This is a genomic window from Aquimarina ulvae (assembly GCF_053613295.3).
The window spans coordinates 760,451-783,014 of sequence record NZ_JBSIBP030000001.1 but is presented as its reverse complement, the minus strand read 5'-3'; the positions used below and the strand labels follow the sequence as shown (position 1 = coordinate 783,014).

Here is a 22,564-nt window from a genome sequence, read left to right as displayed (position 1 = left end):
CAATATTCTATGCTGAATTTTTCTATCATATTTAAATTCATTGACAGAATTCGAACCCCTTTATTTATCTAAAAACAAAATGGTTAACTGTGTTTCGTTCAAATTAATTGTTTTCTTAATAAAATACCGAACCAAAACAAGCAAAAAACAACGTTTTGAAAATCAGTTATTTAAACAAAAATAGAACAAGTAAAAAGTAAACTTGTCCTCTCGAGTGACCTCGACAGGAGAGAGTTCAAACCTTTTGAAAGAAGATATTTGCTTAATTCTCTCTAAATCAACAATTATCACTAATAAAAACTACGTTTAATTTTATTTTATAGAATAATTAATGCGAGTAAGTTTTACTTCATAGGTACACATAAGAGTAATTTTAATGCATATTTACCCTTATTAAAATAACGAAAGTAATTATTACTCTTATTAAAATGGCAAATTTCAATAAAACTAAACCTTATAATAGCTTACCATTATTGCCTCCTAAAACTGTACTGGAAACAACTAAGGTTCTTCGTAAAACTATAGATGCTAGTAGAGCATTAGCGCAACTTAATGGAATGTTGACTAATTTACCCAATCCTACGTTATTTTTAGATACTATACACTTACAAGAAGCAAAAGCGAGTTCTGAAATAGAAAACATTATTACCACTAATGAGGATTTATATAAGTCTTTGGTAGCTGATAAAAAGTTTGATAATTCTGCTACAAAAGAAGTCATCAGTTATAAAGAAGCGCTTTACAATGGATTACGAGATATTGAAAAGCGTCCTTTTATAAGTACAAATTTATGTGTCAAAATTGTACAAAGTATTTAAAAAAAATACAGCAGGAATTAGAACAACTCCTGGAACTGCCCTAAAAAACACGCAAGGACATACCATTTACACACCACCAATTGGAGAATCCATTATTAGAGAGAAACTAGCAAATCTAGAAACTTTTATAAATGCTAAAACTGAATTAGATCCATTAATAAAAATGGCATTGATGCACTATCAATTTGAAGCCATTCACCCCTTTACTGACGGGAATGGAAGAACTGGAAGAATTTTACTATTACTCTATTTAAAACTCGAAAAACTACTAGATACACCTGCAATTTATTTGAGTGAGTATATTATAAAAAACAAATCAGAGTATTATACTAAATTGCGTCAAGTCACTGAAAATGATGATTGGGAGTCCTGGATATTATATATGTTAGAAATGGTAGAGTACACAGCAAATAAAGGACTAAAGCGTTTGAGAGATGTAACAGAGTTAATGGAAGTAATGTCTACCGAAATTAAACAGTCTCTGCCTAAGGTTTATACTAAAGAGCTAGTAGAAATACTCTTTAGACTGCCATACACAAAACGAAAATTCCTAATAGAAGCTAAGTTAGGAACACCCAAAACCGTTGGTAACTACTTAATGCTACTTGAAGAAGTTGGTTTTTTAAGGTCTGAAAAAGTGGGGAAAGAAAAACTATATCTCAACCATAGGTTGATGAATATCTTAGAACCGTCTTAAAAAAAGAGTTTTTAAAAATAGTCCAAACCTGTATAATTTTATGAACCAGATATCTACAAGATATTTTAAAATCTAGGTAAAACAACAAAACGCTCTAAACATCTAGTTTAAAGCGTTTTATATAAAATTGTGACCGCGAAGGGATTCAAACCCCCAACCCTCAGAGCCGAAATCTGATGCGCTATTCAGTTGCGCCACGCGGCCTAATATTTTGTTTTCTCCATCTTCTTCCTGTAGCCGATTTGAGATATTTCTCTCTAATTCTAGCATCTGGTCGAGTTTCAAAAAAACCTCTTTTAAAACAATCTTCCAAGGTTTAAAAGCCTTAGTTGATTGCATTTTTCCTAAATTATGCTCAGCTAATCTTCTTTCAAGATTAACTGTCATCCCTACATAATACCGATCGTAATTGACACTATAAAGAACGTACACATAATATATTTATTTTATGCGCCCTGCCCGAACGAGACTAACGTCAGTTCGAATCGGGCGGGTATTCAGTTGCACCACACGGCCGATTTATATACGCCTAACCTTTCAAGAAGGAAAAAAGATGCCTTTTACTATGATAATTTACTTTTTACTATGGTAGAAATGGTCTTACCATCGGCCTTACCCGCTAACTGCCCAGATGCCATTCCCATTACCTTCCCCATATCTTTCATTCCATCAGCTCCGGTTTTAGCGATAATGCCAACAATTACTTTTTCGATTTCTTCTTCGCTCATTTGCTCTGGTAAAAATTGCTCGATTACCTTTGCCTGATCTAATTCTGGTTGTGCCAAATCATCTCTGCCTTGTTCTGCAAAAATAGTAGCACTGTCTTTACGTTGTTTTACAAGTTTTTGTAGCAATTTCAGCTCTTGATCTTCGCTTAATTCTTCTTTAGCTCCACTCTCCGTCTGAGCCAATAGAATAGCAGACTTAATGGCGCGCAAGGACGTTAATGCATTAGTGTCTTTAGCTTTCATCGCCTCTTTCATAGCAGTCATTACTTTTGCCTGTAAACTCATAAATAATCCTTTTTTAATCTTTTGGAATGCGAAGATAAAAAATAAACCGATAATCTATTTTAGATTATCGGTTTATCTGAAAAACTATTTTAATAATTCTTAGTCCACGTTATCATGAAGAAAAGAATTGTTTTTTCTTAATTGAATATCGTCATTACTATCTGTGCCCAATGAAGTCCTCGACAATTCTGATGATCCTGGTCTAGAATCTACGTCCAGTCCTGCACGTTTATAAGCAGGCTCTTTCTCGATATCATCAATATTAGACGCATTATTTCTAAACTTATAATTAAACTCCTTCATTTTAGCTCTGCGTTCTGCGGCTCTTGCTTTTAACGTTTCAGAAATTGGCTGATCAATGGGGTCTGCACTTTCAGAAGGTTCTGATTCGGGAGCGGGAGCAACAGTTTTTTTCTCAAAAACTACTTCTTTATCTTCCTCCATTACCTCAGCTTCTGGTGTCGCTTCTGTAAGCCTTTTTTCTTCTTCCATATATTCCTCCAGGCTATACTTTCGAACACCTCCAGATTCAATTCCACTTACAGGAACTACTTCTATAGGTTCATTTACTTCCACTTCTAAAATATCATCTGTAAGATCAAAAACGATTGGTTTTTCTTCTTCTTTTTCAGCAATCGGAGGGACACTTTCCTCTGTATCCGGTTGATCTCGTTTTTCTTTATTTCCACTTACGGGCATATCAAATGCTAAAGTGAACTGATCTTCCTCTTCCTTTTCTGCAGCTGCTACTTCATTGGCATCGTTTACCTCTATTTGGTTTATAATATCTTGAGCATTGATAATGACAAATTCACTATCGTTACCAAATGGATTTACTACTTCTGCATCTACTACATCTAAATTTTTCAAAAAATCGGTAGTTGGCAGTAATAGAGATTCATTGATATTTTCCTCTTCCTCTTCTATTAACTCATGCTTGATAATTGGTTCTTCTTTTACCTCCTCTTTCTGAGTTGCAGGAGTAGTCCTGGTAGTTGATTTAGGAGTTAAATCCTGAGTTGTTGCACGTTGTTCCTCTTCTAAAGTATGAATGATTCTTTTCGTCTCTGTGTTAACGATTTCGTCTTGTTGCTCTACATCAAATCCGGTGGCAATTACGGTTACAGAAATTGCATCTTCAAGAGATTCATCTTCTCCGACCCCCATAATGATATTCGCTCCGTGACCAGCTTCTTGTTGGATATGGTCATTTATTTCTCCAATCTCATCTATGGTAATTTCTTCTTTCCCAGAAACAATCAATAACAGTACGTTCTTAGCTCCTGTAATTTTATTATCATTAAGCAAGGGCGAATCTAATGCTTTTACAATCGCATCGTGGGCACGTTTAGCACCAGAGGCATTAGCAGACCCCATTATTGCCGTACCACTATTGCTAAGGACTGTTTTTGCATCACGTAAATCAATATTTTGAGTATAGTGATGGGTTATTACCTCGGCGATTCCTCTGGACGCTGTAGCCAATACTTCGTCTGCTTTAGAAAAACCAGCTTTAAACCCTAGATTACCGTATACTTCTCGTAGTTTATTGTTATTGATAACCACTAAAGAATCTACTTGATCACGAAGTTTCTCTACACCTAACTGCGCCTGTTCGTTTCGCATTTTTCCTTCAAACTGAAATGGAATGGTAACGATACCTACCGTAAGAATATCTAGTTCTCTAGCCATTTTGGCAATGATTGGTGCCGCTCCTGTTCCGGTTCCTCCACCCATACCAGCAGTGATGAATATCATCTTGGTATTAGTATCCAGCATTCTTTTAATCTCTTCGTAGCTTTCTACTGCAGATTGTTCTCCTACTTCTGGGTTCGCGCCTGCTCCTAATCCTTCCGTAAGAGACACTCCCAACTGTATCTTATTCGGAATAGGGCTATTTTCTAATGCTTGCGCATCGGTATTACAAATAACGAAATCAACACCCTTGATTCCCTGCTGGAACATGTGATTAATGGCATTACTACCACCACCTCCAACGCCAATAACTTTAATTACATTTGATTGATTCTTGGGTAAATCAAAAGAAATGTTTTCGAACTCTTCCTTGTTACTCATAATTGCTAATTTTCTGGTTCTCTTACTTTTATTCTTAATATTTTACATTTTTTTACCTTGAAGTGGATCTTAAATCATCCATCTCTTCAACGTTGGCTCCTTGCTAAAAAATGTCTAAAAGACATTTTATGTACACTCCCGCCCTACTCTGCGTTATCCAAAAACTCCTTAAACTTTTCTGTCCATTTCTCAAGGATGTTTTTTCGAGGCCTGACATCCACTGCTGGTTTTTCTTCCTCAATACCTTCTCCAACTACCGTTGTAGTTTCTTCTTTTATACTTTCTTCTACAACAGCCTCTTTTGTAGCTGATTTTTTCTGTTTGCTCATATACACCAGGCTGTCCATCACTAACCCAACAGCCGTCGCGTACATGGGACTTGTCGTTTCTGGATCACTATTCCCTGCCAAATGCTCGTTAGGATATCCAATACGCGTATCCATGCCTGTGATATATTCTACTAATTGTTTCAAATGCTTTAGTTGAGATCCTCCACCGGTCAATACAATTCCTGCAATTAACTTTTTCTTAGGAGACTCGTGACCGTAATTCTTGATTTCCAAAAACACTTGTTCTATGATTTCCACAACACGCGCATGGATTATCTTAGATAGGTTTTTTAGCGTAATCTCTTTGGGTTCTCTCCCTCTTAATCCAGGAATAGAAACTATTTCATTGTCTTTATTCTCTCCAGGCCAGGCAGATCCGAATTTGATCTTAAGCAATTCGGCTTGTTTTTCAATAATTGAACACCCTTCTTTAATATCTTCGGTAATTACATTTCCTCCAAAAGGAATTACAGCAGTATGACGGATGATACCATCTTTAAAAATTGCCAGATCCGTAGTACCGCCACCTATATCGATCAACGCTACACCCGCTTCTTTTTCCTCCTGACTTAATACTGCATTGGCAGAAGCCAGTGGTTCTAGAGTAACATCTGATAGTTCTAATCCCGAACTTTTCACACATCTACCGATATTACGTATGGATGTTACCTGACCTACAACTACGTGGAAATTAGCTTCCAGTCGTCCTCCATACATTCCAACGGGTTCTTTTATTTCAGCTTGTCCGTCTACCTTATATTCCTGTGGTAATACATGTAATATTTCTTCACCTGGTAACATGACCAATTTATGCACCTGATTACATAACATGTCTATATCCTCTTCGTCAATAACCGCATCTGCATTAGGACGTGTGATATAGTCGCTATGCTGCAAACTTCTTATATGCTGACCGGCTATACCCACTGTTACTTCACTTATTTTTACTCCAGAAACACTTTCTGCTTCTTGTACTGCTTGTTGAATAGATTGTATAGTTTGAGTAATATTGTTTACGACTCCACGATGTACACCAAGGCTCTTGGATTTACCCACACCCAATACTTCCATCTTTCCGTACTCATTATATCGCCCCACCATAGCAACAATCTTTGTTGTTCCTATGTCTAAACCTACCGCTATTTCATTCTCTTCTCTTCCCATATTGGTATTATTTTATTGTACACACAACTTGGTTTCTAAACTGTAAACTGACTATTTTATATTTATCAAGGCTTTGATCTTTGAGTGCTTTTTGATAAAAAGCTTTAAAATTCTTTACCTTACCTTCTAATAATTCTACTCTACCAAAAATTACTTTGAAATCATATACTCTTAATCCCAGCTCGTAATCACCACTCTGGTTTCGGTAAACACTTACCACATGCTTCTTTAAAAATTCATCTTCTTGGATTTTCCTTAATAATGGAAAAACTTCTGAAACTTCAAGTTCTGAAACATTACTTACCAGAGGAACGTGAGCTGAATAATTATTTGATAATGGCATCGTATTACCAGTGATATCAACATAAAATGGAACAACTGCGTTCACTCTAGCAATTGGAGTACGCTGTTTAATTCTTGCCTTAAGTTGTCCGTTTACAGTAAGATACACATCTGAATCTTCAATCATTTTGTGTGCATCCAGCCCCTTCTCTACAATATTCAAAACTAAAATTTCTTTACCTACGTCCGTCACCCCTACTTGATTTTGTATTAACAATTTATTAACCGTCAATTCATTTATGTATGGATTCTGTTCCTCAACGAATTCTATTTCTACTTCTTTGATCTTTCTATTCTCGTTTCGATTACCTGTAAATGCGAAAAGAAATACGATCAATGCTACAAGACCAATAAATTTCAGATATGTCAAAATTTTCTTCATACTGCTAATAATGCCTTTTTTATACCTTCTACTTCTTCTCCGATATCACCCGCTCCAATAGTTGTTATTACTTGAGCGTTACTTTTTAAAACTTCGTTTATTAAACTGTTCTTCTGTACTATTTTTTTATTTTTCAACGGTATCATTTCCAGCAACCATTCTGAAGATATCCCTTCTATAGGCAATTCTCTTGCAGGATATATGTCCAATAATAAAAGTTCATCAAACTGACTCAGGCTTTTGGCAAAGTCAACTGCAAAATCTTGTGTTCTACTATATAAATGTGGTTGAAAAATTGCTAACACTTTTTTCCTCGGATGCATTTCTCTGATAGCCTGGTGCAATGCATTGATCTCTGTTGGATGATGTGCATAATCATCGATATACACCAGTTCCTGAGTCTTTATTTTATAACTAAATCGCCTTTGAACTCCTTTAAAAGAAAATAAAGCCTTTACCAAAGCAGCGGTTGGGGAGCCGTATAACATTGCCATAGCAAAGGCTGTGATGGCATTTAACAAGTTGTGCTTACCTGGTAGGTTTAAATGTAAATCTTTAAGGAGCTGAGTTGGTGTTTTTAAGTCAAAAATATAAGTACCATTATCAATACGTATGTTTTGAGCACAATAATCTGCATCATCCTCTATTCCGTAGGTACTACCCGAAAGTGGCAATCCATTACAAACCAAAAGATGATCTTTTGCTCGGGAAGAAAATTCTACAAATGATGCTTCCAGAGCGTTCGCCCTCTTATAGATATCCAAATGATCGGCATCCATAGAAGTAACTGTAGCTATATCAGGGTATAATTGTAAAAATGATCTATCAAATTCATCCGCTTCCACTACTACAACTTCATCTCCTTCTAAAATCAAATTTGAATTATAATTTTCACTAATACCTCCTAAAAAAGCAGTCACTTTTGCCCCGCTCTCTTTTAACAAATGTGCTAAAACCGCAGTAGTAGTTGTTTTTCCGTGAGTTCCAGCTACAGCCAGCGTATATGTCCCCTGAGTTATAGTTCCTAAAACTTCTGCTCTTTTTTTAACTAAAAAACCATTGTTTCTTAGATAATTTAATCCTTTATGCGTTTCAGGAATCGCAGGCGTATACACAATGAGAGTCTGATCAGAATTCAAAAATAATTCCGGAATTGCTTCTACATCATCCTTAAAATGAATCTGAATTCCTAACGCCTCCAAATCTGTAGTAATCTGAGTTGGAGCCTTATCATATCCAGATACATTTTTACCCAAAAACTTAAAATACCGTGCGAGTGCACTCATACCGATACCACCGATACCGATAAAATATATATTCTTTATGTCTTTTAAGACCTTATTCATTCGTTAACGCTCTATTTTTTACAATGATTTGTTCAATTTCATTCACTATATCTTTTGTTGCATTAGGCAATGCCATTTTCTTTATAGCGTGTGTTAATTTTATCTGCATAGCTTCCGATTCTAATAGTTGTAAAATAGTTTTCTGAAACTTTTCATCCAACTCACTTTCCTTAAGCATTTTCGCTCCATTGTTATTTACAATTGCATTCGCATTCTTTGTTTGATGATCTTCTGCTACATTAGGTGAGGGAATAAATAATGTTGGTTTTGCTACAATACATAATTCAGAAACGGAACTCGCTCCCGCCCTGGACACAATAACATCGGCTGCAGCATATGCTAAATCCATCGTGTCTAAAAACTGATGTACCTGCACATCTTTGTAATCATCATATTTCTTATATTCATCGTAATATAACTTACCACATTGCCAAAGTACTTGAACTTCTTTTTTAGTAAAAAAGTCCAGTTCTTTTTCGACCAGTTGATTCATTCTTCTAGCACCCAAGCTACCTCCTATCACTAAAATTGTTTTCTTTTCAGGATCTAGTGTGTATTTCGCAATGGCTTCTTTTCTTTTACTTTCTATTTCCAGCAAATCTTGACGAACCGGGTTTCCTGTTTTTATAATTTTACCCTTCGGAAAAAAACGCTCCATATTGTCATACGCTACACATATTTTATCCGCTCCTTTTGCCAACCATTTATTAGTAATCCCTGGAAATGAATTCTGCTCCTGAAGCACTGTAGGTATTTTTGCATAATTCGCCATTTTTAATAACGGACCACTAGCAAAACCTCCTGTGCCAATGACCACATCAGGATTAAACTTTCTGATAATTTTTCTTGATTTCCATAGACTACTCAACAGTTTTATGGGGAATAATAGATTACCAAGTGTTAGTTTTCGCTGAATACCACTAATCCACAAACCTTCAATTTCATATCCTGCTTGTGGAACTTTTTGCATTTCCATTCGATCTTTGGCACCTACGAATACTATAGAAACTTCGGGATATCGATTCTTTAGCTCATTGGCAATAGAAATTGCAGGATAAATGTGTCCCCCTGTTCCTCCACCTGATAATATGACCCTTAGTTGTTGCTTCATATGGCTTCACTTAAAACCTCTAACGGGTTTTCTTCTTTAGCTTTTTGATCCTTCTTCTCTGCAGCATCAAAACCTGATTCCTTTTCTTTTATCATTGCTTCTCTACTACTACTTATACTCAATACCATTCCTAATGCCATACAAGTCATCCAAATAGAGGTCCCTCCACTACTAACCAGTGGAAGTGTTTGACCTGTTACCGGAAATAACTCTACTGCAACAGCCATATTAATCAATGCCTGAAACACAATGGGTAATCCCACACCAATTACTAACAATTTCCCAAATACATCTGAGCTTTTGTGGGCCACAATAACCAACCTAAACAACAGCATCAAATAAAGAAACATTAAAAAAACACCCCCTACCAATCCCCATTCTTCAATAATAATTGCATAAATAAAATCTGAGGAAGACTGTGGTAAAAAGTTTCTTTGTACACTTTTACCAGGCCCTTCTCCCATTACTCCTCCTCTGGCAATTGCAATTTTTGCACGTTCTATCTGGTAGTCTTCCGGAGTATCTTTATCATTAAAAAAGTTTTCTGCCCTACTTACCCAAGTATCCACCCTATTAGGAAAAGCATCTGGAAAAGCTTTTGCTGTTAAAATAAAAAATGTAAGCGCTAATAAACCTGTTCCAAGAATCACAGTAATATATCGCAATGGATATCCACCTAGAAACACCAACATAATTACCATGGAAAAAATAATCGCTGTTGTAGAAAAGTTCGCTGGTAAAATAAGCATGAGAATCATAAAAACTGGTAACCAAAGTGGAATCAAAGACTCCTTAAAGGTTACTTTCTTGTCTTTTATCTTTGACAAATATCTGGCAACGTAAGCCATTAAAACCACAGCTGCCAAAGCAGATGTCTGAAAAGTTACTCCTACGAATGGCAATCGAATCCATCTACTTGCATTTGCTCCACCAATAGTCGTATTTTGAGCCATTGTAAATAATAACAAAACGACAACAACTGGTAACATAATAATAGAAAGCCCTTTAAAATAATGGTATGGGATTTTATGTACCCAATACATAATACTAAATCCTAAAAGTAGGTGCGCAAAGTGTTTTACCAAAAACACAAAAGTGTTTCCGTCTCCGTATAAATAAGCCAAGTTACTACTAGCACTATAGACAGGTAAAAATGAAAACAATGCCAACAGGGCTACAATTGCCCATATAACCTTATCTCCCTTTATATTTTTTAAAACTTTAGTCACGTTATCGTGTTATCTATTTTCTATTTTAACTAGTTATTTTTATTTCATTAATTACAACTCTCTTACCGCTTCTTTAAATTGTCGACCTCTCTCTTCATAATTTTTAAAGAGATCAAAGCTTGCACAAGCCGGTGATAACAACACATTTTCATTTCGTTCTGCAATTTTATACGCCATATTCACCGCTTCCTTCATAGATTGCGTTTCTACAATATTATCTACACAATTACCAAATGCGTTAATTATTTTGGTATTATCCACACCCAGACAAATAATTGCTTTCACCTTTTCATTCACCAAGGGATATAGCTCTGTGTAGTCGTTTCCTTTATCAACACCACCCACAATCCAGACTGTTGCTGATTTCATAGCGTCCAATGCATAAAAAGTAGCATTTACATTTGTTGCTTTAGAATCATTTACATATTGAACATTGTTTATTTTCAATACGTTTTCTAATCGATGCTCAACACCGTGAAAATTCTCAAGACATTCTCGTATTGTAGCCTTTCTAATTTTCAATAATTGCGAAACCGTGGCAGCTGCCATCGCATTTTTCACATTGTGACTTCCTTCTAATGCTAAATCTTTTGTTGGCATGATAAATTTGTTGTTATCTATTGTTATTTTTATACTTTCTCCTTCCAAATACGCTCCATTTTCTAACTTTTTCTTTAGTGAGAATGGTAATAATCTTGAACGAATAGGATGCTTTTCTATATATGTAGTAATTACTTTATCATCTCCGTCGTAGATGAAATAATCACTTGCTTTTTGATTCATAGTTATTCTAAACTTCGAAGCGATATAATTTTCAAATTTATTATCATATCGATCCAAATGATCCGGAGTTATATTGGTCAGCACTGCGATATGAGGTGCAAACTTCTGAATGCCATCAAGCTGAAAACTGCTTAACTCTAATACATAATATGGAGTGTCGTTTTCTGCTACTTGTTTGGCAAAACTATCTCCGATATTACCCGCCATACCTATGTCTAAACCTGCATTTTTTAGCACGTGATGTGTCAGCATAGTAGTGGTAGTTTTTCCATTACTTCCAGTTATCCCAACAACTGTTGCCGATGTAAACCCAGAAGCAAACTCAATTTCTGATACCACAGGTATTCCTAGACCGTGTAGTTTTTGAACCAAGCTTACTTTATCCGAAATTCCGGGACTTTTCATCACCACATCTGCATTCAGAATTCTATCTTCTGTATGCTTTTGTTCTTCCCATTCGATTTCAAAATTTCTAAGAACTTTTTTATAATGATCTGTGATTGTTCCTTTATCCGAAACAAATACAGCAAACCCTTCTTTCTTCGCTAGAATTGCTGTTCCTACTCCACTTTCTCCTGATCCTAAAACAACTAGTTTATTCAACACTACCTGACTTTTAAGGTTACAACTGCTATAATTGCAAGAAAAATTCCTATAATCCAGAATCTTGCTACAATCTTACTTTCATGTATTCCTTTTTTCTGATAATGATGATGTAACGGTGACATCAGAAAAATCCTTCTTCCTTCTCCATATTTTTTTCGGGTATATTTAAACCAACTCACTTGTATCATCACAGACACTGTTTCTATAAAAAAGATTCCGCATACAATCGGAATCAAAAATTCTTTTCTAATAGCAATTGCGATCACTGCAATGATTCCCCCTATCGTTAAACTACCTGTATCCCCCATAAAAACTTGTGCGGGATAAGTATTATACCATAAAAAGCCAACCAAAGCTCCTGCAAATGCTGTTATATAAATAGTCATCTCTCCAGAATTTGGGATATACATTACATTGAGATAATCTGAGAAAATGATATTACCAGACACCCACGCAAATAGCGCTAAGGTCAGTACAATAATAGCTGAAGAACCAGCTGCTAATCCATCAATCCCATCTGTAAGATTTGCTCCATTAGAAACAGCGGTAACGATGAAAATAACTATGGGTATAAAAACTAACCAGGCATATTTTGCAAAATCTTCACTAATCCAGGTAATCAAACTAGCATACTCAAACTCATTATTTTTAAAAAACGGCAATGTTGTTTTCGTTGATTTCACCGCTGGATTAAAATCGGATTTATTTCCTGAAGTTGAAACCTGTTCTATATCAGACATTACCTTTTCTTCTTTAATGGTAATATCTTCATGAAAATACATAGTACAACCTACAATCAATCCTAGTCCTACTTGACCAATTACTTTAAACTTTCCTGCTAACCCTTCTTTATCTTTCTTTTTAATTTTTAAATAATCATCTGTAAAACCAATAACTCCCATCCACAATGTGGTTACGATCAAAAGGATTACATAGATATTATCAAGTTTCGCAAAGAGCAGCACAGGAACTAATGTTGCCAGAATGATAATGACACCACCCATTGTTGGTGTTCCTGCTTTTTCTGCCTGCCCATCCAACCCAAGCTCTCTAATACTTTCGCCCATCTGCTTTTTTCTTAGAAAGTTTATAATCCGTTTACCATAAATAGTAGAAATCAACAGCGATAGGATAATTGCCATTGCTGCCCTAAATGTGATAAACTGAAACAAGGATGCTCCAGGAAATTGGTATTCACTTTCTAAATATTGAAATAAATAGTATAGCATATATAGTCTTACCTTTTATTGTTGAAACAAATCAAACAGAAAGGATTTATTTTCCTAGTTTTTTTAGCTCTTCTCTTACGATTTCGAAATCGTTAAAATCTTTTCGTTCTCCATTTGTTTCCTGATACGTTTCGTGTCCCTTGCCTGCGATCAAAATAATATCATTCTCTTCAGCAAATTGACAAGCGGTTCTGATAGCTTGTTTTCTATCGGTTACTGATATAATTTTCTTATAATTCTGCGGCTCTACACCTTTCTCAATATCTTCGATAATTTGCTCTGGATTTTCGGTTCTTGGGTTATCACTAGTAAAAACTACTTTATTACTTAGTGTTGTTGCTATATTACCCATGACTGGTCTTTTCCCTTTATCCCTATCACCTCCACAGCCAACTACTGTAATCAGCGTTTCATTCCTAGTTCGTATGTCATTAATCGTTTCTAAAACATTTTTCAAGGCGTCCGGAGTATGTGCATAATCCACAATTGCCGTAACCTTTTTATCAGAGATCAGGTACTGAAATCGTCCACTTACACTTTCTAAATCACTTATTAACTGTAGGATTTCCAATGTTTCTAATCCTAATAATTCTGCTGTCCCGAAAATTGCTAAAAGGTTGTACGCATTAAAACTTCCTATAAGCTTTGCCCAAACATCATTATCGTTTATTTTTAGTAACAAACCACCTAAGCTATTCTCCAATATCTGTCCTCTGAAGTCAGCATACGATTTCAGGGCATAGGTATACTGTTTAGCTTTGGTATTTTGAAGCATAAAACTTCCGTTTTTATCGTCATTATTTGTCAATGCAAAAGCCTTACTTCCTAATTCATCAAAAAAAACTTTTTTTACGTCTCTATACTCCTTAAATGTACTATGGTAATCCAGGTGATCATGTGATAAATTTGTAAAAACACCTCCTTCGAACATCAAACCTGCCGTACGTTTTTGATCAATTCCATGAGAGCTGACTTCCATAAAGCAATACTCAACACCTATATCATTCATCTCTTTCAGGTAGTGGTTGATAGTCAATGAATCTGGGGTTGTGTGAGTAGCTTTATATTCGACATCATCTACCATAATTTTAACAGTAGAAAGTAAACCAACCTTATACCCTGCCTTTTTGAAAAGCTGATACAACAAAGTTGCAATCGTTGTTTTACCGTTAGTTCCTGTTACGCCAACCAGTTTTAAATTCTCTGATGGAGCCCCATAATAATTCGTAGCGATAATTGCCAATGCTTTTTGTGCGTTCTCTGCTTGAACATATACTAAGCCGTCTACCAGAAATTCGGGCATTGTTTCACATACAATTGCTATTGCTCCTTGGTTTATAGCCTTTTCTATATAATCATGACCATCTGTTACGGTTCCACGAATTGCAACAAACATATCGTCTTGTTCGACTTTTCTGGAATCAAACTCAACCTTACTTATTCCTGTTGTTGTATTTCCTACAACGGCATTCATAGGTACCCTGTATAAAATGTCTTTTAACTCGATCACGATAGCTCTAATCTAATAGTTTGATTCGTTTGTACTTTTGTTCCTGGTTCTATAGATTGGCTCTTTACTTTCCCTGAGCCTTTCACCTCAACTTTTAATCCCATATTTTCTAAAAGAGAAATAACATCCATAGCAGGCATCCCTTTTAAATTTGGCATAATAGTTTTATACTTTCTTGCTTTTTGAAAGTACTCTTCATAGCTTTCTGATATCTCTTGGCTTTCTACTATTTTTGGCGATACTTCATCAACTACCGGTATATCGTTATACACTTTTAAAGCGATTGTTTTAAAAACCGGAGCGGCAACGATATTGCCATAATATCCTTTTTCTTTATTTGGTTTATGAATAACCACTATACAGGAATACCTAGGATCATCTGCCGGAAAATATCCGGCAAAAGAAGATATGTACTCTCTTTCTCTATCTTTTCCATAGTTACCCCAGCAAGTACCTGTTTTACCAGCTATTTGAAAGTTTTCAGTGTGTACATTATCAGCAGTTCCTCTGATTACGACATTTTTCATCATTTCCTGAACAACCTTAGCCGTTTCTTTAGAGCATATCGCAGGGTTAAGCACTTCTTTATCGAATCTTTCTTTGGTACGATCCCATGCTTTTACTTCTTTTATAAACCTAGGCTTCACCATTTCTCCATCATTTGCTATCGCATTATAAAAAGCTAATGTTTGTAATGGGGTCAGGGCAACTCCATACCCGTGCGCCATCCAGGGTAATGTGGTACCATACCAATCCTTATCACCTGGGTAAGGAATCTTAGGTTTTCCTTCACCTTTAATAGACAGTCCTAAGGTTTTATGCAACCCCATATTCATTAATCGATTTACAAATTTCTTTGGATCATCTTTGTAATTCTCGTTTATAATTTTTGCAAATGCAGTATTTGAAGACAACTCAAATGCTTTGGCTGCAGATATTTTTCCGTATCCTCCCCATTTAGAATCTCTTACTACTCTATCGTAAAACTTTACCCGACCGTTTTCTGTATCCACCACATAACTGGAGTCGATTACTTTATCTTCTAAAGCCGCAACCATAGCCATTAATTTGAACGTTGAACCTGGCTCATGCGATTCACCAACTGCATAGTTCAATTTTTCGTAATACTTGCCTGATTTGGTGCGTCCTAAATTAGAAATAGCTTTTATCTCTCCTGTTCTGGTTTCCATTACCACAACCGTTCCATGCTCTGCTTCAAATCTTTCCAATTGAGCCAATAATGCGTGATGTGTAATATCCTGAACATTAACATCTATGGTAGAAATCACATCATATCCATCCTGAGGCTCTACTTCGTTAGCATCGCCGATTGGTTTCCACTGATTTTTTGCGATTTTTTGTTTTTTACGCTTTCCTTCTTTACCTCTTAAAAAGGGACCATATGCTCCTTCCAAGCCAACTCTGGTGTAATATCCTTGATCATCACGGCGTTCATACCCCACGGTTCTTTCAGCTATCTTTCCAATAGGATGTTCCCTAATAGTACGCTGCTCTACAATCAACCCTCCTCGATTTGCTCCGTATTTTAATAAGGGAAAATTCTTAACACGCATGTATTGAGAATACCCCAAATTTCTTCTGATTAGAAAATACCTGTTTTTATTATCTCGGGCCCTCCTTAATACATCATCATAATATTCTGCAGATTTGCCAAACTCTTTTGATAAGGCTTTAGATAAATCGGTTATATTTTCTCGAAAATCCTTATCCGTAACAGTAACCGCATCAAAGCGGATATCATACTTAGGCACAGATGTAGCTAATAAATTACCTTTACTATCATATAAATTACCACGGTTAGCAGGAATATCAAATGTTTTAAAAACTCGTTGCTCTCCTTTAGCGCGATACATATCTCCTTCTACAAATTGTGTTTTTGCAAGTTTTACCACAACCAAAATTGCGAAGATGAACATACATCCTGCAATGAAGTATAACCTATTTAATATGTTCTTATTTGTAACTGCCAAAACAATTCTAATCTTTTACTATTATTTTTTGTGGTGGTGTTGTTGGTCTTTTTATTCCTTTTTTTGTCATTTTTTCGATGACAGACGATTCCATTTTTAACTGCATTAATTCCGTTCTGCCGTCTACAAATTGTGTTCTTAATTCTCGTACTTCATTATTCAGTTTTGCAATTTCATGAACTTTACTTTCTGCATTATGGGAACTAGCTATCATGATGATTGCCAAAAATGACAGAAAAAGGAGCATTCGCCAGTTTTTCATGGCATCATCTGCTATTAAAAACTTCCCTTTTAATATGTCATATACTCTTTGTTTCAAATCTTTTCTGCTATTCTTAGTTTCGCACTCCGCGCTCTGTTATTTACTTTAATTTCTTCATCTGTAGGAATAATTAATCCTCCTATTTTCTTAAAAGGCACAGAAATATTTCCATAAAAATCCTTCTCCGGTTCTCCTTCAAACATTCCGCTTCTGATATACCTTTTTACTAATCTATCTTCCAAAGAGTGATAGGATATCAAACTGATTCTTCCTCCCCCACCCAACAAACCCTCCGTTTGTAAGAGAAACTCCTTAAGAGCCTCTATCTCTTGGTTTACCTCTATTCGTATCGCCTGGTAAATCTGAGCTAATATTTTATGTTCTTTATATTTTACCATAAAGGGTCGTAACACTTCTTTTAATTCTGCACTGGTTTTAATCCGCTTATCTTTTCTGGATGTTGCAATTGCTCTAGCCAGTTTTGGTGCATTTCTTAGTTCTCCGTACTGCAAAAACATGGTTCTCAAATCCGATTCATCGTATTCATTAATCACATGATACGCTGATAGTCCTTTATCTTGATTCATTCTCATATCCAAATCTGCTTCAAATCTGGTAGAGAAACCTCTTTCTGCTACATCAAACTGATGTGATGAAACTCCAAAGTCTCCAAGAATTCCATCAACTTTTCTTACCCCGTGAAAACGGAGAAAACGCTTTACAAACCTGAAATTCTCGTGGATCAATACAAATCGATCATCATCTATTTCATTAAGCAACGCATCCTTATCCTGATCAAAAGCATACAACTTACCGTTAGCACCTAATCTTTTTAAAATCTCTTTGGAATGACCTCCTCCTCCAAAAGTCACATCCACGTAAATCCCGTCAGGTTTAATTGCAAGCCCGTCTACGGTTTCCTTTAATAAAACCGGGTTATGATATTCCATCTGTTTCATCATCAAATCCCATTACTTCTTCCGCCAGGTCGGCAAAATCTACCGCTGCGTCATCAATTGCTTTTTCATACTGAGTTTTATCCCATATTTCGATAATATTCACAGCAGACGACAACACCAATTCTTTTGTAATACCGGCAAAACTAACCAGATCCTTAGGGATCAAAAGGCGTCCTGTCGCATCAATCTCTACTACTTTAACACCTGCAGTAAAACGTCGAATGAAATCGTTATTTTTCTTTTTAAAGCGATTTAGCTTATTCATTTTCTGCATTAAAATACTCCACTCTGCCATCGGATATAGTTCCAAACAAGGCTGAAACACAGCCCGCTTTAGCACAAAACCTTCTTGTAACACAGGCAAGAGTTGCTTTTTAAATGCTACAGGTATCATCAGACGCCCTTTGGCATCTGCTTTACACTCGTATGTACCTATAAGATTTACCACTTTTATTTACTTACTGCTATAATTAGTCAAATATATTGAAAAAATTACCACTTTTTACCACAATATACCACATTGTTAATAAGTTGTCCTTAAAACACACGTTGAAATCCCTAGCAATCTTTACTATTTTCTTGATCAAAAGAATATTACTTTTTCTTTAAAATATTGGTTTTGACGCCTTAATGATTTAAAAAAAAGCGGTATCAAAAAAATCTAAAAAAATCATATCGCAGTATTGATAAAAAATCCTCAAACTAATTATGAAAATGCTATATTTGCTTTTAATTCTTGTAAGAAGTATTAATGAAGCACGAATTAAAGAAAGACGGAAAATTCAATTATCTCGAGCTAGGCGAAGGCGCTCCAATCGTAATTTTACACGGTTTGATGGGGGGGTTAAGCAACTTTGATGGTGTCAGTACTTTTTTTCCAGAGAATGGGTATAAAGTTTTGATACCCGAACTTCCATTGTACGAAATGCCATTAATAAAAACCAGTGTTGGTACTTTTGCTAAATACCTTAAAGATTTTATTGATCAATTAGGCTACAAAGAGGTAATTCTATTAGGTAATTCTCTTGGAGGACATATTGGATTGCTTTGCACAAAAATGTTTCCTGAAAAAGTAAAAGCACTGGTCATAACAGGTAGTTCTGGTCTTTACGAAAGTGCCATGGGAGAAAGCTATCCTAAGCGTGGTGATTATGAATATATCAAAGCCAAAGCAGAAAATGTATTTTATGATCCAGCTATTGCAACAAAAGAGATTGTTGATGAAGTGTACGCTACTGTAAATGATCGAAATAAACTGATTCGAACCCTTGCGATTGCTAAGAGTGCTATACGGCATAATATGGCGAAGGATCTTCCTAATATGAAAACCCCAACCTGTATTATCTGGGGTAGAAATGATAATGTTACTCCTCCCGAAGTTGCAGACGATTTTAACCGACTACTACCTGATTCTGATTTATATTGGATAGATAAATGTGGGCACGCAGCGATGATGGAACACCCTGATGAGTTTAATGAATTATTACATACCTGGCTACAAGAACGTAATTTCTAACTACCAGAACCATGAAAATTAGTAGCGCTGAATTTGTGATGAGTAACAGCGATGTGGCAAAATGCCCAAAGAACAATGTACCCGAGTATGCTTTTATTGGCAGGTCTAATGTTGGTAAATCTTCCCTGATCAACATGCTAACGAGTCGTAAAAGTCTGGCCAAAACATCTGGAACCCCTGGAAAAACGCAACTAATTAACCATTTTATGATTAACAAAAATTGGTTTTTGGTAGATTTACCAGGTTATGGTTATGCTCGAGTTTCAAAGTCATCCAAAAAAGTGTTTCAGAAATTTATTACTTCTTATTTTTCCAAAAGAACTCAACTAGTTTCTGCCTTTGTATTAATAGATTCTAGACTTGAACCTCAAAAAATAGATTTAGAATTCATGCAATGGCTTGGAGAAAATCAAATTCCGTTTTCCATAATTTTCACAAAAGCCGATAAGCTTACAAAAACCAAGTTACCAAAAAACATCAAAGCTTACACCAATGAAATGCTAACATACTGGGAAGAGATGCCCAACTATTTTATCACTTCGTCTTCTTCTGGATTAGGTAAAGATGAAGTATTGAGTTACATTGAAGAAATAAATCGAAAAATGGCTAGCACTTAAATCTATTTATTTAAGAACATCCTACAAATCTTTGAAAGGTTTTATCAAGCAAATTCCTTCAGCATCTATTAGAATTTTAGACTTATTTTTTCGGCTCTTTCTTTATTTTTTTCTAAAATCTCTAATAAATTCAACTTAAAAAAAATACAGAAGAAGGTAGAAAGGTGTGCAATTCCGCGTTTAAAAACTAAATACCTATGCTAACTAACCATAAAAGCAAACAAGTACTGTATACTGAGACCATTGTTTCTTGTAACGCTGTCATTTTAAAAAAAGTAACAACTAATCTACAGAAACTATCGTTCTTTTAACTCTAACTTCTCTGCAAAATAGTCACAAAAATCCTTCATTGTTGCGGACATTTTTTCATCTTGTGTTGCCCTATTAAAAGTTTCACTCATAGAAACTAGCGTTTGATGAAAAAATATTTTCATCTCATCGACCGGCATATCTTTTGTCCAAAGATCAATACGAAGACTCTCTTTATTTTTATGGTCCCAAACTGACAATAACATTGCTTTCGTCTCCGCATTTTCTATTCCTCCATCCTTAGCTGTCCAGTTTAATTTTTCCGGGACTTTGTTTTCGTCCAACTCTATATCGATCTTGATCTCTGATGTATGCATTTTTGACATTATCTTGCAGGTTTGTATTTAGAAGTATTAAAAATTGTTTCAGCATCTGTTAATAATAACTGCCGCAAAGATACATTGTTATTCTCCATATATGAACTCACAATCTTCCAGCCTATATATTGGCCAATCCTATCGGGTGCTTCCTTATCAATTTCTTCTAGATAAAACTTAGAAAATGGACCCGGATACAAAAAACGAGGCAAAAGATCAGCTTCTGTGCTGTACAGCAATTGACGGTCGATAAAGTATCTCCAAATCTCTTCTTCATTCGCTATTGCCCACTCCAACTGATCCTCGGTATATGCCAATTTCTGACTATCTGGAAAATTAGGAAGAAACAAGTTCTTGAGATATATTTCTTTACCATAGTATATCATATTTGCTAAAAAAGTTCTATCTCTTGGCACTTCTACTAATTGCTTTGCATACACGGTAGCTACATCTGGCACTATCTGACCTCTCACAAAACGATCCTTAAGATATGCTTGTATGCCTCCATAAAAATGATGGTCAGCCCCTAAATACGTATCTAAAGAAATTATTAATAAATTATCTGATAATATGACCTTTCGTTGGTAATCTACATTCGACGTTACTGTTATCACTCTAGGCACTGTAACTTCAGGAAAGTAATATTTTATGTGTTGCAATAAAGATTCCAACTGTTCTTTTTCTTTAGATAAATTACTAAATGCTTTTTCTACTTCCTGATTGATCTCTAGCTGTATGGTGTCTTTAGTTTTTTGAATCCAAATACTATCATTATTTTCTTTAGGAAAGAAAAAAGGATATTTTGCCTTTACATCAGCTAAATTTTTGGGTGTGACGTTGGCAAAAATTCTATCAAAACGTTCGATACCAATTTCTACAGGTACTGCTGCTATTTCTTTTTCGATTTTACTTTCTTCTACACAGGAACAAAATATGCAAAAAACTACCCCAATCTTTAAAAACTTACTATACTTCATTCAAATATTATAATATCTATACAAATAATCGCTCTAACACAATAACGCTATCTTTTTTTATTAATTTTATAACCACAAAGGTACTAATTATCAAATCAGGTTCTATAATATATTAGCTTATAAAAGCGAGGCTGGCTTGAACAACAATCATTACAAAAAAATAAAAACATGCAAACTGAAAAAGTAATTGACCACATTGTAAATTGGCTAAAAGAATATGCTATCAACGCAAACATTACTGGATTTGTGGTTGGAATTAGCGGTGGAATTGACAGTGCGGTTACCTCTACCTTATGCGCTAAAACAGGATTAAATGTTTTATGCGTAGAAATGCCAATACATCAGGCAAAAAATCAAGTCACCAGAGCACAAGAACATATTTCACAACTAAAAAGACGATTTGATAAAGTATCAGATACGCGAGTTGACTTGACTCCTGTTTTTGAAGAGTTTAGAAAAGCAGTTCCAAAAAGTGATTCTGAAACGAGGCTAAACCTGTCTCTTGCCAATACCAGAGCTCGATTAAGAATGACTACGTTATACTATTTAGCAGGTACAAATAACTATCTGGTTGCCGGGACAGGAAATAAAGTTGAAGATTTTGGCGTAGGTTTTTATACTAAATATGGTGATGGTGGCGTTGATATTAGTCCAATAGCAGATTTACTGAAGAGCGAAGTTTATGAATTAGCAAAGGTACTGCAAGTACCTGATTCGATACAAAATGCTACTCCAACTGATGGTTTGTTTGGTGATAGTAGAAGTGATGAAGATCAGATTGGAGCGAGTTATGACGAACTGGAGTGGGCAATGAAAATGAAGGACTTAGGTAAGAAAAGTAGTGATTTTTCTGATCGAGAAGAAGAAGTTTTTAAGATTTATTCCCATTTAAATACGGTAAACCAACATAAAATGATACCGATTCCAGTCTGTGAAATACCCGTTAATCTGATTTAATTAACGTTTTGTCGATAATTTCAT

The 22,564-nt window shown here is 35.4% G+C and carries 21 protein-coding genes, 1 tRNA gene and 1 pseudogene; 5 read left to right on the top strand and 18 right to left on the bottom strand.

Going from position 1 to position 22,564, the window contains the following annotated elements:
- Positions 1-428 precede the first annotated feature (428 nt).
- Together ACWGOQ_RS03440 and ACWGOQ_RS03435 are read left to right on the top strand one after the other, a co-directional pair.
- The gene (locus tag ACWGOQ_RS03440; protein ID WP_452057156.1) at positions 429-818 is read left to right on the top strand and encodes a Fic/DOC family N-terminal domain-containing protein; all 390 of its coding nucleotides are present in this window, start codon (positions 429-431) and stop codon (positions 816-818) included.
- Positions 793-1,515, top strand: coding sequence for a Fic family protein (locus ACWGOQ_RS03435; RefSeq protein WP_458202328.1), 723 nt, complete (start codon positions 793-795; stop codon positions 1,513-1,515). Before ACWGOQ_RS03440 ends, ACWGOQ_RS03435 begins: the two co-directional genes overlap by 26 nt.
- Positions 1,516-1,645: 130 nt before the next feature.
- Here the strand turns inward: ACWGOQ_RS03435 and ACWGOQ_RS03430 are convergent.
- The 16 genes and pseudogenes from ACWGOQ_RS03430 to mraZ all read right to left on the bottom strand — a co-directional run bounded on the left by ACWGOQ_RS03430 (position 1,646) and on the right by mraZ (position 18,295).
- Positions 1,646-1,719: transfer RNA gene (locus tag ACWGOQ_RS03430), tRNA-Arg, on the bottom strand.
- A gap of 84 nt (positions 1,720-1,803) precedes the next feature.
- Positions 1,804-1,902: pseudogene (locus tag ACWGOQ_RS03425) on the bottom strand (GIY-YIG nuclease family protein); the annotation flags it as partial.
- A gap of 176 nt (positions 1,903-2,078) precedes the next feature.
- Positions 2,079-2,528, bottom strand: coding sequence for a GatB/YqeY domain-containing protein (locus tag ACWGOQ_RS03420; protein ID WP_452057154.1), 450 nt, complete (start codon positions 2,526-2,528; stop codon positions 2,079-2,081).
- A 99-nt stretch (positions 2,529-2,627) separates the two neighbouring features.
- Positions 2,628-4,604, bottom strand: coding sequence for a cell division protein FtsZ (ftsZ, locus tag ACWGOQ_RS03415; RefSeq protein WP_452057153.1), 1,977 nt, complete (start codon positions 4,602-4,604; stop codon positions 2,628-2,630).
- Between the two features lie 143 nt (positions 4,605-4,747).
- Complete coding sequence (gene ftsA, locus ACWGOQ_RS03410) at positions 4,748-6,097, bottom strand: cell division protein FtsA (RefSeq protein ID WP_452057152.1); 1,350 nt, start codon at positions 6,095-6,097, stop codon at positions 4,748-4,750.
- A 7-nt stretch (positions 6,098-6,104) separates the two neighbouring features.
- Positions 6,105-6,821, bottom strand: a complete 717-nt coding sequence (locus ACWGOQ_RS03405; protein WP_452057151.1) for a cell division protein FtsQ/DivIB — start codon at positions 6,819-6,821, stop codon at positions 6,105-6,107.
- Positions 6,818-8,167: a UDP-N-acetylmuramate--L-alanine ligase gene (gene murC / locus ACWGOQ_RS03400; RefSeq protein ID WP_452057150.1), complete on the bottom strand. Its 1,350-nt coding sequence runs from the start codon at positions 8,165-8,167 to the stop codon at positions 6,818-6,820. The genes ACWGOQ_RS03405 and murC overlap by 4 nt, the downstream gene beginning before the upstream one ends.
- On the bottom strand, positions 8,160-9,278 hold the full coding sequence (gene murG / locus ACWGOQ_RS03395) for an undecaprenyldiphospho-muramoylpentapeptide beta-N-acetylglucosaminyltransferase (protein ID WP_452057149.1): 1,119 nt from the start codon (positions 9,276-9,278) through the stop codon (positions 8,160-8,162). Before murG ends, murC begins: the two co-directional genes overlap by 8 nt.
- A complete protein-coding gene (locus ACWGOQ_RS03390) occupies positions 9,275-10,507 on the bottom strand; it encodes an FtsW/RodA/SpoVE family cell cycle protein (RefSeq protein WP_452057148.1) in 1,233 nt (410 codons plus the stop codon). Before ACWGOQ_RS03390 ends, murG begins: the two co-directional genes overlap by 4 nt.
- A gap of 51 nt (positions 10,508-10,558) precedes the next feature.
- Positions 10,559-11,893: a UDP-N-acetylmuramoyl-L-alanine--D-glutamate ligase gene (gene murD, locus ACWGOQ_RS03385; RefSeq protein WP_452057147.1), complete on the bottom strand. Its 1,335-nt coding sequence runs from the start codon at positions 11,891-11,893 to the stop codon at positions 10,559-10,561.
- Between the two features lie 2 nt (positions 11,894-11,895).
- Positions 11,896-13,125 carry a phospho-N-acetylmuramoyl-pentapeptide-transferase gene (gene mraY, locus ACWGOQ_RS03380; protein ID WP_452057146.1) on the bottom strand — a complete coding sequence of 410 codons (1,230 nt, stop codon included), beginning with the start codon at positions 13,123-13,125 and terminating at the stop codon, positions 11,896-11,898.
- Between the two features lie 46 nt (positions 13,126-13,171).
- Positions 13,172-14,635 (bottom strand): UDP-N-acetylmuramoyl-L-alanyl-D-glutamate--2,6-diaminopimelate ligase, encoded by a 1,464-nt coding sequence (locus ACWGOQ_RS03375; protein WP_452057145.1) that lies wholly within the window; start codon positions 14,633-14,635, stop codon positions 13,172-13,174.
- Positions 14,632-16,626, bottom strand: coding sequence for a PASTA domain-containing penicillin-binding protein (locus ACWGOQ_RS03370; RefSeq protein WP_452057144.1), 1,995 nt, complete (start codon positions 16,624-16,626; stop codon positions 14,632-14,634). Before ACWGOQ_RS03370 ends, ACWGOQ_RS03375 begins: the two co-directional genes overlap by 4 nt.
- 7 nt (positions 16,627-16,633) lie before the next feature.
- Positions 16,634-16,945 (bottom strand): FtsL-like putative cell division protein, encoded by a 312-nt coding sequence (locus ACWGOQ_RS03365; protein ID WP_452057143.1) that lies wholly within the window; start codon positions 16,943-16,945, stop codon positions 16,634-16,636.
- The gene (rsmH, locus tag ACWGOQ_RS03360; protein ID WP_452057142.1) at positions 16,942-17,838 is read right to left on the bottom strand and encodes a 16S rRNA (cytosine(1402)-N(4))-methyltransferase RsmH; all 897 of its coding nucleotides are present in this window, start codon (positions 17,836-17,838) and stop codon (positions 16,942-16,944) included. Before rsmH ends, ACWGOQ_RS03365 begins: the two co-directional genes overlap by 4 nt.
- Positions 17,825-18,295: a division/cell wall cluster transcriptional repressor MraZ gene (gene mraZ, locus ACWGOQ_RS03355; protein WP_452057141.1), complete on the bottom strand. Its 471-nt coding sequence runs from the start codon at positions 18,293-18,295 to the stop codon at positions 17,825-17,827. The genes rsmH and mraZ overlap by 14 nt, the downstream gene beginning before the upstream one ends.
- A gap of 303 nt (positions 18,296-18,598) precedes the next feature.
- Between mraZ and ACWGOQ_RS03350 the strand changes: the two genes are divergently transcribed.
- Positions 18,599-19,363, top strand: a complete 765-nt coding sequence (locus tag ACWGOQ_RS03350) for an alpha/beta fold hydrolase (protein WP_452057140.1) — start codon at positions 18,599-18,601, stop codon at positions 19,361-19,363.
- Between the two features lie 11 nt (positions 19,364-19,374).
- Positions 19,375-19,980: a ribosome biogenesis GTP-binding protein YihA/YsxC gene (gene yihA / locus ACWGOQ_RS03345; protein WP_452057139.1), complete on the top strand. Its 606-nt coding sequence runs from the start codon at positions 19,375-19,377 to the stop codon at positions 19,978-19,980.
- Positions 19,981-20,276: 296 nt separating this feature from the next.
- Here the strand turns inward: yihA and gldC are convergent, their stop codons facing one another.
- Together gldC and gldB are read right to left on the bottom strand one after the other, a co-directional pair.
- The gene (gene gldC / locus ACWGOQ_RS03340) at positions 20,277-20,615 is read right to left on the bottom strand and encodes a gliding motility protein GldC (protein ID WP_452057138.1); all 339 of its coding nucleotides are present in this window, start codon (positions 20,613-20,615) and stop codon (positions 20,277-20,279) included.
- Positions 20,615-21,583, bottom strand: a complete 969-nt coding sequence (gene gldB / locus ACWGOQ_RS03335) for a gliding motility lipoprotein GldB (protein WP_452057137.1) — start codon at positions 21,581-21,583, stop codon at positions 20,615-20,617. Before gldB ends, gldC begins: the two co-directional genes overlap by 1 nt.
- Positions 21,584-21,751: 168 nt before the next feature.
- Between gldB and nadE the strand changes: the two genes are divergently transcribed.
- Positions 21,752-22,540, top strand: a complete 789-nt coding sequence (gene nadE, locus ACWGOQ_RS03330; RefSeq protein WP_452057136.1) for an NAD(+) synthase — start codon at positions 21,752-21,754, stop codon at positions 22,538-22,540.
- The last annotated feature ends 24 nt before the right edge of the window (positions 22,541-22,564 follow it).

Coding starts and splice junctions, on each gene's coding strand:
- ACWGOQ_RS03440 (WP_452057156.1), top strand. CDS start 429: ATGGCAAATTTCAATAAAACTAAACCTTATAATAGCTTACCATTATTG.
- ACWGOQ_RS03420 (WP_452057154.1), bottom strand. CDS start 2,528: ATGAGTTTACAGGCAAAAGTAATGACTGCTATGAAAGAGGCGATGAAA.
- ftsZ (WP_452057153.1), bottom strand. CDS start 4,604: ATGAGTAACAAGGAAGAGTTCGAAAACATTTCTTTTGATTTACCCAAG.
- ftsA (WP_452057152.1), bottom strand. CDS start 6,097: ATGGGAAGAGAAGAGAATGAAATAGCGGTAGGTTTAGACATAGGAACA.
- ACWGOQ_RS03405 (WP_452057151.1), bottom strand. CDS start 6,821: ATGAAGAAAATTTTGACATATCTGAAATTTATTGGTCTTGTAGCATTG.
- murC (WP_452057150.1), bottom strand. CDS start 8,167: ATGAATAAGGTCTTAAAAGACATAAAGAATATATATTTTATCGGTATC.
- murG (WP_452057149.1), bottom strand. CDS start 9,278: ATGAAGCAACAACTAAGGGTCATATTATCAGGTGGAGGAACAGGGGGA.
- mraY (WP_452057146.1), bottom strand. CDS start 13,125: ATGCTATACTATTTATTTCAATATTTAGAAAGTGAATACCAATTTCCT.
- rsmH (WP_452057142.1), bottom strand. CDS start 17,838: ATGGAATATCATAACCCGGTTTTATTAAAGGAAACCGTAGACGGGCTT.
- ACWGOQ_RS03350 (WP_452057140.1), top strand. CDS start 18,599: ATGAAGCACGAATTAAAGAAAGACGGAAAATTCAATTATCTCGAGCTA.
- yihA (WP_452057139.1), top strand. CDS start 19,375: ATGAAAATTAGTAGCGCTGAATTTGTGATGAGTAACAGCGATGTGGCA.
- gldC (WP_452057138.1), bottom strand. CDS start 20,615: ATGTCAAAAATGCATACATCAGAGATCAAGATCGATATAGAGTTGGAC.
- gldB (WP_452057137.1), bottom strand. CDS start 21,583: ATGAAGTATAGTAAGTTTTTAAAGATTGGGGTAGTTTTTTGCATATTT.
- nadE (WP_452057136.1), top strand. CDS start 21,752: ATGCAAACTGAAAAAGTAATTGACCACATTGTAAATTGGCTAAAAGAA.